This window comes from Allobosea sp. LC85, assembly GCF_000735605.1.
Lineage (GTDB): Bacteria > Pseudomonadota > Alphaproteobacteria > Rhizobiales > Beijerinckiaceae > Allobosea.
On sequence record NZ_JPKG01000022.1, the window covers coordinates 1 to 16,335 of the forward strand.

Genomic DNA, 16,335 nt, shown 5'->3' on the forward strand with positions numbered 1-16,335 from the left:
GCACATCGGCGAGCGCCAGCGCGGTCAGCGGCGTCAGCTCGGTCGGCTTCAGCACGAGGCGGTTATTCGTCGCGATCGCCGGCGCCAGCTTGTGGCTGACCATGTTGAGCGGGTGGTTGAACGGCGTGATCGCCGAGATAACGCCAAGCAGGGGTTGGCGCGTCGTGAAGATCTTGCGCGCCTTGCCGTTCGGCGAGATGTCGCAGGAGAACATCTCGCCATCGTCCTTGATCGTCAGCTGGGCCGCGAAGGACCAGACGTCATAGGCCCGGCTCGCCTCATAGAGCGAGTCCTTCCAGCACAGCCCGGCTTCCGCCGTGATCAGCCGGGCGAACTGCTCCTTGCGGTCGCGCAGCAGCTCGGCCGTCTTCTGCAGGATCTGCTGGCGCTCGTAGCGGGTCAGCGTCGGCTTGAAGGCCCTGGCCTTGGCAAAAGCCTCGCGGACATGCTCGGGGCGGGCGGCCGGGACCAGGCCGACGACGGAATTGTCATAGGGGTTGCGGACCTCGACCATGTCGTCGGTGGTGACGAGCTTGCCGGCGATCCGCATCGTCTCGCGGCGGGGTGTGGGGCTGAAGGGAGCGTTCATCACTGGTCCTCTCAAACCGCGACGCAGTTCAGGGCGACGTCGAAGACGTCGAAATTGCGCAACTGCTCCTTCGGCCAGTCGACGGCGCGGTTGACCAGCATCGGCACCAGCTGCTCGGTCAGTCCGCCATGCGAGCGCAGCGGCTCGGTCAAACCCGTCAGGTCGTGCCGCGCCGCGCTGGTGCCGAGGACCTTGTGGCGGGTCGAGATCACCACGATGTCGCCGATCCGGTCGGCCGGCAGCGCGAAGCGGATGCAGGCGGCGGCGCTGTCGAGCACGACCTCGACGCCGTCGGTGGCAGCGAGCTCGCTCAGCAGCGCGCGGCCGTCCGCTCCCTCCGTCAGGTAGATGGTGGCGAAGGAGCCGAGCGCGCCGTGATGGGCGACATAGGGGTCGGTGATCGGCAGGATGACGCGCGCCTGGCCGGCACCGCAGCGCAGGTCGGCCCAATCCTGGAGATAGAGCACATCGGGCTCGCCCGAGGCCAAGTGCTTGTCGTTCATGCCGTGATCGGCAGTGAGCGCCAGCACGCAGCCGAGCGCATCAAGTTCGCCGACATAGCGATCCATCATCGCATAGAAGGCGTTGGCGACTTCGCTGTCCGGCGCGGCCTTGTGCTGGATATAGTCCGTGGTCGAAAGATACATGACGTCCGGCCGGAACGTCGTGATCAGCTTCACGCCCGCCGCGAAGACGAACTCCGAGAGGTCGGCCGAGTAGACCTCCGGCAGCGGCTTGCCGACGAAGGCGAGGAGGTTCTCGATGCCGTTCTCGGCAAGAGTCGCCTTGTCGGCCTTTTCCGAGGAGAAGGCGATCGAGCGGCCGCTCTTCGGATCCAGGCCCTTGCCGAGCAGGGTCCGGAGCTTGTCCTTGGCTGTGACGACGGCGACCTTGGCCCCGGCCTCCTCGAAGGCCTGCATGATGGTGCCGGCGCGCATGAATCGCACATCGTTCATCATCACCTCTTCGCCGGCAGCCCGATCGTAGAAGTAGTTGCCGGCGATGCCGTGGACCGCCGGCGGCTGGCCGGTGATGATCGAGATGTTGTTCGGATTGGTGAAGCTCGGGATCACCGAGCGCGCCAGCCGGTAGGAGCCGGCGCGCAGCAGGCGGTCGAGATTGGGCGCCAGTCCCCTGGCGATGGCCGCCTCGATATAGCCGGGCTCGGAGCCATCGATGCAGACCACGACGGTCGGGACCTCCGGCAGGCGATAGCTGCGGCCATTGGCGGCCACGGTGTTGGGGGCTCGCGTGAGCATGGTTCTTCCTTTCGAGACGCTGGCTGGCGCTTCAGCGACATAGATCGCCGTGCGTCCGTTCGGACGCGGGATGGACGATCTATCTCCTTGTTTGGGCATCGGATTTTTCCGAAAACCGGATTCCAGTTTTCGGTCCGATGCTCTAGGCCGATGGGGCAGGGGTGAGCACGGTCAGCCGTGCAGGGAGGTCAGCCGACCGTGGCAGGGGGAGCCACGGTCGGGGTCGTTACCGGATCATGGCGCGGACACGCGACGAGATGAGATCGGCCGCGAGCACCATGGCCAGGATCAACAGGATGCAGGTCGCGGTATCCTGGTACTTGAAGAGCTTCATCGAGGAGACGAGCTCGAAGCCGATGCCGCCGGCGCCCACCATGCCCAGCACGGTCGACTGGCGGACATTGGTTTCCAGCCGGTAGAACACCGTGCCCAGCCAGGTCGGCAGTACCTGCGGCAGGACGCCGAAGAAGAAGGTCTGGAATGGCCCGACGCCAGCCGAGCGGAAGGCCTCCAGCGGCCCCTCGTCGATATCTTCCATTGCCTCGGCGAAGAATTTGCCGAGCATGCCGGCGCCGTGGATCGCAAGGGCCAGGACGCCCGCGAAGGGGCCAAGGCCGATGGCGGCGACGAAGATCAGCGCCAGGATGATCTCGTTGATGCCGCGCATGCAGTTCAGCACCTGGCGCGTAGCGTGATAGACGACCGGGCTCGGGCTGAGATTCCGGGCGGCAAAGAAGCAGATCGGCAGCGCGATGACGACGCCGAGCAGCGTGCCCCAGACGGCGACCTGCAGGCTTTCGAGCGCCGGCTTCCAGAGCCGCTCCAGGAAATCCGGATTGGGCGGCACCATGCGGACCAGGAAATCCCACATATAGGGAATGCCGTTCCACAGATTGCTGGCATTGATCTGCGAGCCGAGCGCGGCCCACCACAGGAAGATGACGATCGCGAGTGACAGGGCGCTGACGCCCCACCAGCCGAAACGGCCCTGCGGCGGACGAAGGACGAGTTGCAATGTTCCAAATGACATGATCGGGCTCCTCGTCGCGTTCAGGCAGTTGCGGTGGCGACGAGCGGCGCCAGCATCGGCTGGGCCACCGCACGCGGTTTCAGGACGCGGCTGATGCCGGGGTCTTCCAGGCCGGGATAGATCTGATGGACGATCTCGGAGGTCAGCTGGTCCGGCGTGTCGTCGAAGATCACCCTGCCGCCGCTGAGCCCGACGATGCGCTCCCCGAATTCGACGGCATAGTCGACCTGGTGCAGGTTGCAGATCACGGCGATGCCTTCTTCCTTGCAGATCGCCTTGAGGTACCCGAGCACGACGCGCGAGGTTTTCGGATCGAGGCTCGCCACCGGCTCGTCACACAGGATCACCGCTGGCTGTTGCGCCAGGGCCCTGGCGATGCCGACACGCTGCTGCTCGCCGCCGGAAAGCTGGTCGCCACGGGAATTGGCCTTGTGTGCCAGCTCGACCCGCGTCAGGCATTCCATCGCGATATCGACATCCCGCCTGGGAAAGAGCTGCAGCATCGACAGGAAGGATGACAGCCCGGCCATGCGGCCGACGAGTACGTTCTTCAGCACCGAGAGGCGCTTCACCAGATTGTGGTGCTGGAAGATCATGGCGACGGGCCGCTCGCCGCGCACGCTGCGCTTGGCATCGAAGACGGTGCCGTCGATCACCGTCCGTCCCGCATCGGGCTGGGCCAGCCCGTTGATGCAGCGCAGCAGGGTCGACTTGCCGGCGCCGCTGGGGCCGAGCACGACCAGGAACTCGCCTGCTTTCACGGTCAGGTCGATGCCCTGGAGCACCGGCCGACCGACATAGGACTTCTTCAGCCCTTCGATCTTGATCATCTCGGATCCTCCGTGGAGCCGCGCCGGGCGCGGCTACTTCATCTTGGCCAGATCGAGATTCAGCACCTTCGCTGTGTCCCGGATGATGTCGTAGGCTTGGTCGTTGGTCTCGACGAAGCGGTTGAGCTTGCCCTGATCGGCCCAGGTGATGTCCCTGATGTTCAGGAACGCGGTCCTGATCTGCTTCTTCAGGTCATCGGGCAGGTTCTTGCGCCAGCAGGTCGGCGATTCCGGGATCGGGTCGGAGCGCCAGACGACCTGGATATCCGCGGGGTCGATCAGCTTCTTCTGGGCCGCGGCATCGAAGATACGGTCGGCGATCGTCGCGGCGTCGACGCGCTTGTTGGCGACGGCCAGCGCATTGGCATCATGCGAGCCGGTGAAGAGCACGCGGCTGAAATCCTTCTCGGGGTCGAAACCGAGCTTCATCAGACCGGCCTTCGGGAAGAGGTGGCCGGAGGTCGACGAGGGATCGACGAAGGCGAAGGTACGGCCTTTCAGGTCCTTCACCTCCTTGATGCCGCTGTCTTTCCGCGTGATGATCTGGCTGTGGTAATAGGTGCGGCCGGACTTCGCCGTTTCGGCGGTCGCGAAGGCCTCGATCGGCGCAACCGTGGTACCGAGCACATAGGAGAACGGGCCGAGATAGGCGACCTCGACATGGCCCGAGCGCATGGCTTCGATGACGCCGTTATAGTCCGAGGCGACGAAGCCCTGCACCTTGATGCCGAGATTTTTCTGCAATGCGTCCAGCAATTGCTGGCTTGATTCCAGCATCGCTCGCGAATCCTCCGAAGGAATCAGGCCGACCCGGATCAGCTTCGTCTGGGCCCGAACCAGATGCGGCATGGCCAACACGGCCCCCGCAGCGGCAAGCGATCCCGTCAATACCTTCCGACGCGAAATGTCCATGTCATCCTCCCAAGATGATCCGGTGGCCCTTTGACCTTGCCGGTGAACCGATGCGGGCGTCGTAGCCCTGATGTGAACGATGTTAGGCAGCTTTGGCGGCCTGTCTCCCGATGAAATTGCGACCCCGCTCACCCTCCAGCGCCTTTGCGACCAGCCGGTCCCATTCGGCCGGAGAGACGCCATAGGCGGACGGGTCGGTCTTGACGCCGAGACCCTGCAGGAACAGGCCGAGCCGTTCGGCGCCGGCATCGAGATCGCTGCCGAAGACCCGACGCAGCGCGGCGTCGCATTGCGGCTGCGTGCCCATGGCCCAGCGCATCACGATCGGCAGCGAGAAGGAGCAGGCGATGCCGTGGATCGTGCCGCTCTTCAGCGTGATGTCGTAGGAGATGTTGTGGGCCAGCGCCGTCTTGGTGTTGGAGAAGGCGAGGCCCGCCAGCAGACTGGCGCGCATCTGACGCTCCCTGAGGCCGATATCGTCGAGGCGCTCGATCAGGCGCGGCAGCGTCTCGATGATCTCGCGTGCTGCCTCGACGGCGTAATTGGCCGAGACCGGGTTGCCATTGACGTTCCAGATGCTCTCCAGCGCATGCGAGAGCGCGTCGAGCCCGGTCGCAAGCGTCAGGCCGCGCGGTGCACCCAGCGTCAGGGCAGGGTCGAGCACCGCGGCTTCAGGATAGAGCCGGGGATGGGCGAGCGAGTATTTGCTGCCATGGTCGGCATCCCAGACGGTGGCCCAGGAGGTGACTTCGCTGCCGGTTCCGGCCGTCGTGGGAACGGCGATGATCGGGATGATGTTCGAGGCATCGAGCGGTGCCTTGTCGACGAGATGGCGGCGCACCGTTTCGAAATCGCCGCCGCTGGCGGCGAGCACCTTGGCGGCGTCGATCATCGAGCCGCCGCCGAGCGCGACGATGACCTCGGCCCGCTGCGCGGACGTGCCGAACAGGCGGCAGGATTCGACGAGATCGGCACAGTCCGGGTTGGTCTCGATATTGGCGATCGTCGCCACCGGCGCCCCGGCAGCCTGTGCGAGGCGCTCTGCGAGGTTGCGAAAGATCGGCTGGTCATAGGTGACGAGCGCCCAGCGCCGCTTGCCGATCAGACCTGCGACCTCGTCGAAGAGGCCGGCGCCAAAACGGATCCTGACGGGATTCCAATAGGCCCAATGCATGCGTTCCACCCTCGTTCCGTCTTGCCGCCGCACTTTTCCGGCGCCGTTGGAGTGGATGTTCACAAAGGACGAACCAATAAACAAATTGATTTTTCGGCGCTGATAGATAGAAATTTGCTATGCGTTATACGCGTCTGCGATCATTCCATGCGGTGGCCAGTGCCGGTGGCTTCAACGCCGCTGCCGCGGAGTTCAACATCAGCCAGCCGACGCTGACCGCGCAGGTGGGGGCGCTCGAGGAGGAGTACGGGGTCGAACTCTTCGTCCGGAAGGGGCGGCGCCGGGAACTGAGCGACGCGGGGCGGCAATTGCTGGCGATCACCACCCGGCTGTTCTCCGAGGAGGACGAGGCGATCGCCTTTCTCGAGCAGTCGCGCGAGCTCAGGACCGGCCGGTTGTCGATCAGCGCCGTCGGTCCCTATCACGTCACCGAGATGCTCGCAGCCTTCAACCGCGCCTATCCCGGGATCGAACTCGCCGTGAAGATCGGCAACTCGACCGAAGTCCTGGATGATCTCTTCGAGTATCGCTGCGACGTCGCGGTGCTCGCCTATATCGACGAGGACGATCGGCTGCTCACCATCCCCTATCGCCGGCATCCCGTCGCCGTGTTCGTGCGGGAGGATCATCGGCTTGCCGGATGCAAGAGCATCGAGATTGCGGCGCTTGACGGCGAGGCGATGATCGTACGCGAACGCGGCTCGACGACGCGACGGGCCTTTGAGCAAGCCCTCGTCGCGGCGAAGACGAAGCCGCGCACGGTCATGGAGATCGGCAGCCGCGAGGCGATTCGCGAGGCCGTCATCCGGGGGCTCGGCATCAGCTATGTCTCAGTCGCCGAATTCGTGCCTGATCCGGCGCTGCGCCTGATCCCGATCGCGGATGCGGCGATCTACACCTATGCGCATGTCGTGATCTTGCGGAAGCGCGAAGCCAGCCGGATCGTGAGGGCCTTTCTCGACACCGTCCGGCAGACCAAGGACAGGTGATCCCTCGAGCCGCCGGATTGGGCGCGCTCGGGTCGCTGACTTGCGTGTATCCGATTGCGCGTCCGGACGCGTCGCGCATATCCCCTTCGGTCGAAGCAGCTCGCGGGCGAAGCGGATATCAGCGCCAAAATCCGCGCTGCCTCGGTTACGGGCACCGGGACAGCGCGGGCCACCGGGTTCTCAGCGAGGCCGGAGCGCTTCCAGTTCCTTGAGGCGTTTCATCGCCGCTTGCTGGTTGAGCAGTCCGTAATTGATGCCACCGGCATTGAGCGAACTGCCGGATTGGTAGGGATACTGGTCGAAGTCGGAGAAGAACTCCTTGATCTTCCCCTGTATGGGCACGAGCAGCCACATGTTCTGCGCCAGGAACGTCATGGCTCCGCCGCCTTCCTCAAGGCCGCGCTCGTACGGATCCATGCGCAGGTTCGTGATCATCGCCCAGGCCGTGACCTCGCGTGTGCCGGTCGCGATATTGCCCTTTGCCTGGGCAAAGCTGAGCTTCCAGTCATTCCAGCGGATGGCGTTGAGATTGCCGCCCTGATCGAAATACATCAATGCGTCCCGCGGTCCGGTTTTGACGTCGCCCCTGAAATAGGGCCCGAAATCAAAGCCATCGAGATGGACCTTGAAGGTCTTGGTGCCCGCGGTGAAGCCGGCCTTCATCTTCTCCTTGATGTCTCCCGCCCCGGCGGCGGCGCAAAGCGTCGGGAACCAGTCGATCAGTGAGATGGTATCGTTGTACTGCGTGCCGGGTTTGATCACGCCTGGCCAGCGCACCATCATGGGAATGCGCATGCCGCCTTCCCAGGTCGTGCCCTTCTCGCTCTTGAACGGCGTCATCGCGCCGTCCGGCCAGAGGGCAAGCTCGGCACCGTTATCGGTCGTGTAGACCACGATCGTGTTGTCGGCGATGCGCAGATCGTCGAGCTGCTTCAGAAGTTCGCCGACCATGCCGTCATGCTCGACCATGCCGTCGGCATGGATGCCCTTGCCGGTCTTGCCCATCGATTCCTTCTTCAGATGGGTGAAGACATGCATGCGGGTCGAGTTGAACCAGAGGAAGAAGGGCCGGTTCGCCTTCACCTGCCGGTCGACGAAATCCTTGGCGCCGGCCAGGAATTCCTCGTCGACGGTTTCCATGCGCTTGGTGTTGAGCGGTCCGGTATCCTCGATCCTGCCGTCTGCTGAGGATTTGATCACGCCACGCGGGCCGAATTTGCGCTTGAAGTCCGGATCCTTCGGATAGAAGTAACCCTCCGGCTCCTCCTCGGCGTTGAGGTGATAGAGATTGCCGAAGAATTCGTCGAAGCCATGCCGCGTCGGCAGATGTTCGTCGCGATCGCCGAGATGGTTCTTGCCGAATTGGCCGGTCGCATACCCTTGCGTCTTCATCACATCGGCAATGGTCGGCATCCAGTCCTGGATGCCGTGCGGGTCGCCCGGCATGCCGATGGTCAGAAGACCGGTGCGGAAGGGCTCCTGGCCGAGAATGAAGGAGGCACGGCCGGCCGTGCAGCTCTGTTGGCCATAGCTGTCGGTGAAGATCGCGCCTTCCTGCGCGATACGGTCGATATTGGGGGTGCGATAGCCCATCATGCCCATGGTGTAGGCGCTGATCTGGGGAATGCCGATATCGTCGCCGAAGATCACGACGATGTTGGGCTTGCGCCCTGCCGAACCGGCCGGTGCCGCGGGCGCCGGCTGCGCCTGTGCGACAGCGGTCGTGCCCGACAGGCCCGCCGCCGCGAGCGCAGTGCCCCCGAGCAGGATGCTGCGGCGATCGACGATTTTCTCAGTATTACCCGGAAGTTCAACTGGAGTTTCCTTGGGATTCATAGCGACTTCCTTCTCTATGCGATAGCAACGGCTGAAGGAGACATGCGTGGTCCAAGCAAAGCTACTGTGCCCGGTGACCACTTCGCAGGCAAGGAGCCATGCCGCCGGAGGGGGCGGCCGCGCTTCTGATCGGTTGCGATGCGCGGCCGGCGCGACGGTGGAAAGTGCGGCACTTGGCCATGCGCCGCCGGCTGCGGGCTCGCCAACGGCTAGGGTTACGAGGCGTTGGCCGGAGCGGTCCGGGCCGCTGCGACCAGGGCGTGCGTCATGTGTCGCAGCAGCGATGTCGCGTCGCCCTCGGCCAGGATCTGCGAACTGACGAAGGCCCCGTTGATGAGCACCAGCAACTGGGTCGCCAGCACCTCGGGATGCTTGATCTGCAGCTGCTCGGCGATGGCCCGCAGGCGGCGGTGCAACTGCTGCTTATGCGTCTTGGCCACGAGCCGGGCAGGGTGGTCCTCGTCCGGGAACTCCGCAGCGACGTTGATCTGGGGGCAGCCGCGATAATGCGGCCGGCCGACGCGCTCGCCGATCCAGCCCATCTGGGCGTCGAGCTCGGCTTCGCCATCGTCTGAGTGGCGCGCCGCCACGTCATCCCAGCACGCCCAGAAATCCTCGTCCTCCCGCTGCAGGAATGCGGCGATGAGCTCGTCCTTCGTGCGGAAGTGACGGTAGAGGCTCGTCTTGGCGACGCCGGCCGCTTCGATGATCACATCGACGCCGACCGCGCGGACGCCGCGCCGGTAGAACAGGTCGGAGGCGGTTGCGAGCAGCCGTTCGCGCATGTCGACCTGGCCCGTGTCCTCGCCCGGCCGCTGGTCCTTTGGCTCCGTCCGCATGCGCTGCTCTCCTCTCACGAAGTGATGATAGCAGTTCTCCGCTTGACACGCTACAGACCTGTCTGTACCCAAAAGAAACAGACAGGTCTGTAGCGCGAGGGCATCATGAGCGATCGGTTTGACGGGGCAGGGGTCAGCAAGCCTGCCATTGCGGTCTACGGGGCCGCCGGACATACGGGCCGTTTCGTGATCAGGGAGCTGTTGCGACGCGGCTTCTCGGCCATCGCGATCGGGCGCGATGCGGAAAAGCTCGCGGCGGCCGATTTTCCGGCCGACGTCAGGCGAGAGGTCGCAGCGCTTGCGGACTCCACTTCGCTCGCCCGCGCCCTCACCGGAGCGTCGGCGCTGATCAACTGCGCCGGCCCGTTCCTCGACACGGCCGAATTCCTGGTCCCGGCCGCCATGCAGGCGCGCATCCCCTATCTCGACGTGACGGCCGAGCAGCCTAGCGCCCGGGCGACCTTCGAGCGTTATTCCTCAGCCGCGGAAGAGGCCGGCGTCGCCGTCATTCCGGCCATGGGCTTCTATGGCGGCCTGAGCGACCTGCTGGTGACGGCGGCGATGGGCGACTGGAGCCGCGCCGACGAGGCGCGCATCGCGATCGCGCTCGACAGCTGGCATCCGACCGAGGGGACGCGGGTGACGGGGCAGCGCAACACGGCAAGGCGGGTGACGATCGCGGAGGGCAGGCTGCAGCATCTGCCCGATCCGGCTCCGAACACGGTCTGGCCCTTCGCCGACCCCTTCGGCGCGCAGGAGATGGTCGAGCTGCCCTTCACCGAAGCGATCCTGATCGGGAGCCATCTTCAGCTGTCGGAACTCCACAGCTACCTGAACACGGCGCCGTTGCGTGATCTGCGTGACGTCGCCACACCCGCGCCGGTCGCGGCCGACGCGTCCGGGCGCTCGGCGCAGAGATTCCTCGTCGAGGTCGAAATCCGCCAGGGGAATACCGTGCGGCGGGCGGTGGCCCGGGGCCAGGACATCTATGCCATCACCGCGCCCCTGGTGGTCGAAGCCGTCGAGCGGATCCTGAACAGCGAAAAGCAACGGGGCGGCGTCTTCGCTCCGGGCGCACTCTTCGACGCAAGGGACTTCCTGGCGGCGCTCGCTCCCGACCTGTCGTCCTGATCATTGGGGCGCAGCAGGATCGCCATGGAGGCGGTCCTGCTGATCTTGTCGCCAGCTGTCCTCGCTGCTCGGGAGGTGACGACGAGGCTTTGGAAGGTCACGTCACGACGCTTGCCGCACGGATGGTCTTTCCGCACGGATGGTATTGACGCGACCCACCGCCCCACAGAGGGGTGAGAAATCCATTTTCTGTTTTAGCTGAATGGATTCGTTGAAGGTCTTGATTCGTTTTCTGATCCGGCAGGTTCAGCAGATCACCGCGAGGTCCCTTGAGAGATGCCTGCCTATTTCGGGCAAAGTCTGTAGTTGGTACCGCTGGTGTCGGACGCGCTGTAATAGCGCTTGAGGCGGCCATCGGGTTCCTTGGACAGGGTCGCGGAAGCCTGTCCCGTCGAGACCGGGCTGGCACAGCCGAGCGACAGGGTGTCGCGATCGCCGACGCGTTTGACTGACCCGATCCTGCAGGTGGCAAAGGGCGTTTTGATGCGGTCGCCGTTGATGATGAAGGCCGACACGAAAAGATCGGGCGGGCTCTTGAAGACCATTCCGTTTCGGCTCGTGGAGAAAACCTCTTCACAGGCCGTGCCGTCTGCCAGCCAGGCTCCCTGATAGGCCGCGAACCGGCCTTCAGCCGCCGAGCCATGCGAGACCAGGGCTGTTGCGGCGACAAGGCCGGCGATGGCTGCACTTGCGTAAGAGGCGATAGGCATCCGTTCCCCCACTGCTCGACTTTCGCGAACTATAGCGGGACTTTCATCCGCCCGTCGATGCTGTGAATCTGGATTTCCGGCCCCGTAACCGGCATTCGTGGCGTGCCGCCACGGCTGGACGCGCTTGTCGTCATGGCCGGCGCCACTGCATGCCAAGTCCATGCCGGCACTATCCATGCCGGCTCCATATGACAGGATCTCGGTTGTCGTCAGTGCGGCGAACGCCATGGACCGATCATGGCATTCGGGTGTTGGCCGAGGCCGCCGGGATTTCGCCGCGGCCCCGGGCCTGTCATCTCGAGAGCCCTCAGCCCTGCCGGCGCTCGAAGATCGCCGAATTTCCGTCGTGCTCGCGGACCTCGACCGATTCCAGCCAGACCCGCTCACCGATCTGATTGGCGAGCCAGGCCGCAACATGGTCGAACGTGTAGCGAGCGGTCGCTTCGCAGCCGACTGCGGGCATGATCCGCAGGTCGACAAGCCCCTTGTCGGCCAGCCCCTGGAACGCGTCGAGATGCGGGTCATCGGACGCGACGATCATCGTGTGGTCGAACATGTGCTTCAACCAGGTCTTGATCTCCTTCATCCCGCCGAAATCGAAGCACCAGTTGCGCTCGTCGAGCTCGTGGGTGGCGAAGACGAATTTGAAGGACAGCGCATAACCGTGGACCAGGCTGCAATGCGAATGCGTGGCGCGCCATTGGCGGAAGCAGCAGGAAAGGCCTTCGGTGAAGTCATAGGTCTTGGTGGATCGATAGACATCCCGGTGAACGATTCGCACAGGCCTGTGGTCCTGCATCATTGCCACGCTATCCATTGATTTGGGGTCCTAAAGGCGTTCCAGGGATGTGCATTCCTGGATGAATTCGGCCTTGTATGAGGCGTTCGTGGCAAATTCGCCGTAGAATGAGCTGTTCACCATGCGGCTGGCATGGCTGGCCCGAACGCCGCGATGGGTCTTGCACATGTGGACAGCGCTGATCCTCACCGCCAGGCCGCGGGGATTGGTTGTCTCGACGATATGCTGCTCGATCTGCTTGACCAGCTCCTCCTGGATCTGGAGGCGGGCGGCGAAGTGCTGAATGATGCGATCATATTTCGACAGGCCGATGATCTTGCCTTCCGGCGACGGCAGGACGCCGATGAAGGCCACGCCATAGATCGGCATCAGGTGATGGGCGCAGGTCGAGCGCACATCGATCGGACCGGTGACGATCAACTGGTCGTAGCTGGTGGCATTGTCGAATTCGGTGATCTTCGGCGGCGCGTTGTAGCGGCCGTGGAGGAGTTCCTCGACGAACATCTTGGCGACCCGGGCCGGTGTGTCGCGGGTGTTATGGTCGTTCTGGTGATCGATCTGCAGAATATCGAACAGCTCTTCGATCTTCTTGGCGGCCGCGTTTCGCATTGCCGTCCGTTCGGTCTTGTCCAGGTAGCCCTCGACGGCGTGGTTTCCGAGGCGGGCTGAGTTGGGTAGGCTATTCGCTCGTGACATGTCGCATCCAGATGCCTTCGTGGGCGATGGGGGTCGCGCGTGGGTCGGGTTCAGTACGTCGAAAACATTTGGGAATTCGGAGGAGTCTTGCACAATTATATCAACAATTTAATGGATTTCCGCTTTAGAGGTTTTTAAGGGCCAGCTCTTAAGATTTCGAGCTAGGTCGATCGGGAGCCCCTCATGTCTATAGACACATTGCGACGTGGAATCACCCTGGGCGCGATCTCGTCCATTGGTCTGCTTATGGCTCGGTCGGTCAGCGCCCAGACTTTGGCCGCTCCGACGGACAAGGTCATCCTGACGATATCCGGAAAGATCTCGGTGACCAATAGCGCCGATGCCGCACAGTTCGATCGCGCCGCGATCGAAGCGATGGGGCTCATGACAATCGAGACGAACACCCCGTGGTACTCCGGACCGCAGAAATTCGAGGGCATCTCGCTCGATAAACTGATGAAATCGGTCGGCGCCAAGGGCGACACCGTTCAAGCGATCGCGCTCAACGACTATACGACAGAAATACCGCTTGAGGACTTCGCGAAGTACAACGTCATTCTGGCGCTCAGGCGCAACGGCGAATACATGCCGATTCGTGACAAGGGCCCGCTGTTCATCGTCTATCCCTATGATAGCAACCCTGAGTTGCGCAGTCAGAAGTTCTACAGCCGCTCTGCCTGGCAGGTTTCAAAGTTGATTGTCCGCTAGGGACAGGGTAGGTAACGACAACTATTTAGCATCTGCGGGAGAATCTGCCGGATCAACTCATGCTGAAGATGCGAAAAATAGAAACCTTGCTCGGGGCCGTTCTTGTCGGCCTCGTTTTGTCTGCATTGTATGTATCAAGTCTTATCGTCGAACAGCAGAACCTCATCCGGCAGACCGCGCGCTACAATGTAACCTGGCTCGCAAGCCAGTCCGTCGTCGAACTTCAGCGCTTCCAGGAACGGGTCGCCAGCTTCAGCATACCCTCCAGCAAGGTCGATGCCGACGAGGTGGCGCTGCGCTATCAGATCCTGCTCAACCGCCTCAGCCTGCTCAGCTCCGGCGACTTCGAGGATTTCGTCAATCAGAGTGCCGATCGGCGCGCGACCGTCGAAGAATTCCGCCACGCCTTGACCGATATCGAGCCATGGGTCGAGAATCTCACCCCGGAGAATGCTGCCCGGATCCGCGCTCGGCTGGCCCCTTTCGACCAGAAGATGTCGAGCCTCGCGGCCGCGGCCAATCGCACGTCCGGCGATCAGGTCGACGGCGATCAACGCGAATTGCTGAGTCTGCACTGGTTCTTCTCCGGCATCATCGTGACGCTCGTACTGATGTCGCTTGGCCTGGTTCTGCTGCTTCATTTTCGCAACCGCCTGCTCAATCATGCCCATCGCGAGATGCATGCGCTCACGGATGGACTCAAGGAGGCGAAGGGCGAACTCGAGCAGGCCAATGAGGACATTTCCAGCAAGAACGACAGCCTGAAGACTCAAAACGAGATGCTGGTGCTGCGCGACATCGAGCTGCGGACACAGAACCAGCGCTTCGATGCGGCCTTGAACAACATGTCGCAGGGATTGCTGCTGGTTGACGGCGAGCATCGCCTGATCGTCTGCAACGAGCGCTATCGCCAGATGTTCGAATTGCCGGCGACGAGCACCAAGCCCGGAGCGAGCCTGACGACTGTGGCTGACGAGCGCTTCGCTGCTATGCTCGCCCATCAAAAGGCAATCGCGTCCGGACCACGCTCGGCGACATTCTCGTTCGAGCTTGCCGCCGGCACTGTCTGCTCCGTGTCGCAACAGCCGATGCCCGACGGTGGCTGGGTTGCGACCTATGAGGACGTGACCGAACGCCGGCGATCGGAGGAACGCATTGCCTATATGGCGCATCATGATGCGTTGACGGACTTGCCCAACCGCGCCCAGTTTCGCGAACATCTGGAGCGCGCGCTCGATCAGCATCGCGGCGAGGCGAGCAGTTTCGCGGTGCTCTATCTGGACCTCGATCGGTTCAAGACCGTCAATGACACGCTCGGTCACGAACTGGGCGATGCCCTGTTGAAAGCCGTCAGCGTGCGATTGAAGAAGGCGGTCCGGGGCAGCGATATCGTCTCTCGCTTCGGCGGCGACGAATTCGCTGTCCTGTGTCGCGGACGCCCCGATCTCGACGAGCTTCGCCGGATCGCCGGGCGTATCGTCGAGCGCATGGGTCAGCCTTTTCGTATCGGTGGCCGCGACATCAGGATCGGGACCTGCGTCGGCATCGCGCTGGCCGTCAAGGATGGCAGCGATTGCGATTCGCTGCTGCGCCATGCCGACATGGCGATGTACGCGGCGAAAAACACCGGGAGGGGAACCTACTGCTTCTATGAAGCCCCCATGGAAGAGCAGATCGATGCGCGGCGCGCGCTCGAAGATGCGCTGCGTCGGGCGCTTCAGGAAAACCAGCTGGAGGTTTACTACCAGCCCATCGTCAATCTGAAACGGATGGAGATCGTCAGTTTCGAGGCGCTGCTGCGCTGGACCCATCCGGTCCGAGGCGCGATCTCGCCAGCGGAATTCATTCCGGTCGCCGAGGAAACCGGCCTCATCGTGGCGATAGGAGAATGGGTGCTGCGGCGCGCCTGCGCCGATGCCGCGCAATGGCCAAACGGCACGCGGGTGTCGGTCAATCTTTCGGCCGTCCAGCTCCGCAACGACGACTTCGCGCAGATCGTGTTCAGCGCACTGGCTGCCACCCAGTTGCCGGCTCATCAGCTCGAACTGGAGATCACCGAATCCGTGCTGCTTCAGGACAGCGATGCGACGCTCGCCGTGCTTCACCAATTGCGTGGATTCGGCATCCGCACCTGCATGGACGATTTCGGCACCGGCTTCTCCTCGCTCAGCTACCTGCGCAGCTTCCCCTTCGACAAGATCAAGATTGACCGGTCCTTCGTCAAAGACATGGATGTGCAAGAGGATTGCCGCGCCATCGTCACCTCGATCGCCCATCTCGGGCAGAGCCTGAACATGACGACCACCGCCGAGGGCGTTGAAACCCGGGAACAGCTGGAGGCCGTCATGGCGGTCGGTTGCACCGAGGTGCAGGGCTATTATTTCGGGCCTCCGACGCCCGCTGCGGACGTCGCGCAGGTCTTTTCGCGTCTTGAGAAGATGCGCCTCGCGGCCTGACGGCGGCCACGGCCTGTCTCTCACATTCGCTCCGTCGGGGCGGACACGGCCATCGGCTCGGGTGACCCGAGCTGCCGGCAGCGATGTGCGGAACGGCCTGCAGCCCTGGTTTCGCCCGTCGCCTGCCGAGGGCTCCTGATCGGCCACATGGCGCGCGTTTCGCAGGGATGAAATCATGAATCCCTTCAAATGCTAACGACTGTTCACATGACGCGGCCGTGGCCGTCTGGTCCCGTCCGGGCGTTCTGGTAAGACCGGGATGCCGCAGCGGCAGGTTCCTGCTTCGTGCTCGCGGTGGTGATGGTCATGGAGGCTCCGCCGGAGGGCGGAGCACGGGCGATGAGCCCGGGAGGGAGCGCTGCTTGCCTGGCGTACCG

15 protein-coding genes and 1 pseudogene are annotated in these 16,335 nt (G+C 63.4%); 5 read left to right on the top strand and 11 right to left on the bottom strand.

Translation table 11 applies throughout. The annotated features are described in order from the left end of the window. The 6 genes from FG93_RS10670 to psrA all read right to left on the bottom strand — a co-directional run. Window positions 1-589 (bottom strand): aldehyde dehydrogenase family protein (locus FG93_RS10670; RefSeq protein WP_043234418.1); only part of this gene is annotated, 589 nt, incomplete at its 3' end. Between the two features lie 11 nt (window positions 590-600). Further along, window positions 601-1,848, bottom strand: a complete 1,248-nt coding sequence (phnA, locus tag FG93_RS10675) for a phosphonoacetate hydrolase (RefSeq protein ID WP_043234334.1) — start codon at window positions 1,846-1,848, stop codon at window positions 601-603. 226 nt (window positions 1,849-2,074) lie between these two features. Continuing rightward, a complete protein-coding gene (gene phnE, locus FG93_RS10680; RefSeq protein WP_052513609.1) occupies window positions 2,075-2,878 on the bottom strand; it encodes a phosphonate ABC transporter, permease protein PhnE in 804 nt (267 codons plus the stop codon). Between the two features lie 20 nt (window positions 2,879-2,898). After that, window positions 2,899-3,708, bottom strand: a complete 810-nt coding sequence (gene phnC, locus FG93_RS10685; protein ID WP_043234337.1) for a phosphonate ABC transporter ATP-binding protein — start codon at window positions 3,706-3,708, stop codon at window positions 2,899-2,901. A 33-nt stretch (window positions 3,709-3,741) separates the two neighbouring features. Next, window positions 3,742-4,620, bottom strand: a complete 879-nt coding sequence (phnD, locus tag FG93_RS10690; RefSeq protein ID WP_043234340.1) for a phosphonate ABC transporter substrate-binding protein — start codon at window positions 4,618-4,620, stop codon at window positions 3,742-3,744. Between the two features lie 82 nt (window positions 4,621-4,702). Then, a complete protein-coding gene (gene psrA, locus FG93_RS10695; RefSeq protein ID WP_043234419.1) occupies window positions 4,703-5,794 on the bottom strand; it encodes an iron-containing alcohol dehydrogenase PsrA in 1,092 nt (363 codons plus the stop codon). A 119-nt stretch (window positions 5,795-5,913) separates the two neighbouring features. On the opposite strand from psrA, the gene FG93_RS10700 reads away from it, so the two are divergent. Further along, window positions 5,914-6,783 (top strand): LysR substrate-binding domain-containing protein, encoded by an 870-nt coding sequence (locus FG93_RS10700; protein WP_043234342.1) that lies wholly within the window; start codon window positions 5,914-5,916, stop codon window positions 6,781-6,783. Between the two features lie 180 nt (window positions 6,784-6,963). On the opposite strand, the gene FG93_RS10705 is transcribed toward FG93_RS10700, so the two are convergent. Then, on the bottom strand, window positions 6,964-8,619 hold the full coding sequence (locus FG93_RS10705) for an arylsulfatase (protein ID WP_052513610.1): 1,656 nt from the start codon (window positions 8,617-8,619) through the stop codon (window positions 6,964-6,966). A 215-nt stretch (window positions 8,620-8,834) separates the two neighbouring features. Then, window positions 8,835-9,458, bottom strand: a complete 624-nt coding sequence (locus FG93_RS10710; protein WP_043234343.1) for a TetR/AcrR family transcriptional regulator — start codon at window positions 9,456-9,458, stop codon at window positions 8,835-8,837. 105 nt (window positions 9,459-9,563) lie between these two features. On the opposite strand from FG93_RS10710, the gene FG93_RS10715 reads away from it, so the two are divergent. Next, window positions 9,564-10,589, top strand: a complete 1,026-nt coding sequence (locus tag FG93_RS10715; protein WP_043234344.1) for a trans-acting enoyl reductase family protein — start codon at window positions 9,564-9,566, stop codon at window positions 10,587-10,589. A 284-nt stretch (window positions 10,590-10,873) separates the two neighbouring features. Here the strand turns inward: FG93_RS10715 and FG93_RS10720 are convergent, their stop codons facing one another. The 3 genes from FG93_RS10720 to folE form a co-directional block, all read right to left on the bottom strand. Beyond that, window positions 10,874-11,527: a hypothetical protein gene (locus FG93_RS10720; protein WP_152579388.1), complete on the bottom strand. Its 654-nt coding sequence runs from the start codon at window positions 11,525-11,527 to the stop codon at window positions 10,874-10,876. A gap of 79 nt (window positions 11,528-11,606) precedes the next feature. Next, complete coding sequence (locus FG93_RS10725) at window positions 11,607-12,116, bottom strand: 6-carboxytetrahydropterin synthase (RefSeq protein ID WP_200878093.1); 510 nt, start codon at window positions 12,114-12,116, stop codon at window positions 11,607-11,609. A gap of 12 nt (window positions 12,117-12,128) precedes the next feature. Continuing rightward, on the bottom strand, window positions 12,129-12,794 hold the full coding sequence (gene folE / locus FG93_RS10730; protein WP_052513611.1) for a GTP cyclohydrolase I: 666 nt from the start codon (window positions 12,792-12,794) through the stop codon (window positions 12,129-12,131). A 246-nt stretch (window positions 12,795-13,040) separates the two neighbouring features. On the opposite strand from folE, the gene FG93_RS10735 reads away from it, so the two are divergent. From FG93_RS10735 to FG93_RS33540, 3 genes and pseudogenes are all read left to right on the top strand, one after another. After that, window positions 13,041-13,502, top strand: coding sequence for a molybdopterin-dependent oxidoreductase (locus tag FG93_RS10735; RefSeq protein ID WP_052513612.1), 462 nt, complete (start codon window positions 13,041-13,043; stop codon window positions 13,500-13,502). Window positions 13,503-14,347: 845 nt separating this feature from the next. Continuing rightward, window positions 14,348-15,085, top strand: a pseudogene (locus FG93_RS34010) (diguanylate cyclase); the annotation flags it as partial. A gap of 18 nt (window positions 15,086-15,103) precedes the next feature. Then, window positions 15,104-15,958, top strand: coding sequence for a bifunctional diguanylate cyclase/phosphodiesterase (locus FG93_RS33540; RefSeq protein WP_244448563.1), 855 nt, complete (start codon window positions 15,104-15,106; stop codon window positions 15,956-15,958). The last annotated feature ends 377 nt before the right edge of the window (window positions 15,959-16,335 follow it).

Coding starts and splice junctions, on each gene's coding strand:
- phnA (WP_043234334.1), bottom strand. CDS start 1,848: ATGCTCACGCGAGCCCCCAACACCGTGGCCGCCAATGGCCGCAGCTAT.
- phnE (WP_052513609.1), bottom strand. CDS start 2,878: ATGTCATTTGGAACATTGCAACTCGTCCTTCGTCCGCCGCAGGGCCGT.
- phnC (WP_043234337.1), bottom strand. CDS start 3,708: ATGATCAAGATCGAAGGGCTGAAGAAGTCCTATGTCGGTCGGCCGGTG.
- phnD (WP_043234340.1), bottom strand. CDS start 4,620: ATGGACATTTCGCGTCGGAAGGTATTGACGGGATCGCTTGCCGCTGCG.
- psrA (WP_043234419.1), bottom strand. CDS start 5,794: ATGCATTGGGCCTATTGGAATCCCGTCAGGATCCGTTTTGGCGCCGGC.
- FG93_RS10700 (WP_043234342.1), top strand. CDS start 5,914: ATGCGTTATACGCGTCTGCGATCATTCCATGCGGTGGCCAGTGCCGGT.
- FG93_RS10705 (WP_052513610.1), bottom strand. CDS start 8,619: ATGAATCCCAAGGAAACTCCAGTTGAACTTCCGGGTAATACTGAGAAA.
- FG93_RS10710 (WP_043234343.1), bottom strand. CDS start 9,458: ATGCGGACGGAGCCAAAGGACCAGCGGCCGGGCGAGGACACGGGCCAG.
- FG93_RS10715 (WP_043234344.1), top strand. CDS start 9,564: ATGAGCGATCGGTTTGACGGGGCAGGGGTCAGCAAGCCTGCCATTGCG.
- FG93_RS10720 (WP_152579388.1), bottom strand. CDS start 11,527: ATGGCGTTCGCCGCACTGACGACAACCGAGATCCTGTCATATGGAGCC.
- FG93_RS10725 (WP_200878093.1), bottom strand. CDS start 12,116: ATGGATAGCGTGGCAATGATGCAGGACCACAGGCCTGTGCGAATCGTT.
- folE (WP_052513611.1), bottom strand. CDS start 12,794: ATGTCACGAGCGAATAGCCTACCCAACTCAGCCCGCCTCGGAAACCAC.
- FG93_RS10735 (WP_052513612.1), top strand. CDS start 13,041: ATGGCTCGGTCGGTCAGCGCCCAGACTTTGGCCGCTCCGACGGACAAG.
- FG93_RS33540 (WP_244448563.1), top strand. CDS start 15,104: ATGGCGATGTACGCGGCGAAAAACACCGGGAGGGGAACCTACTGCTTC.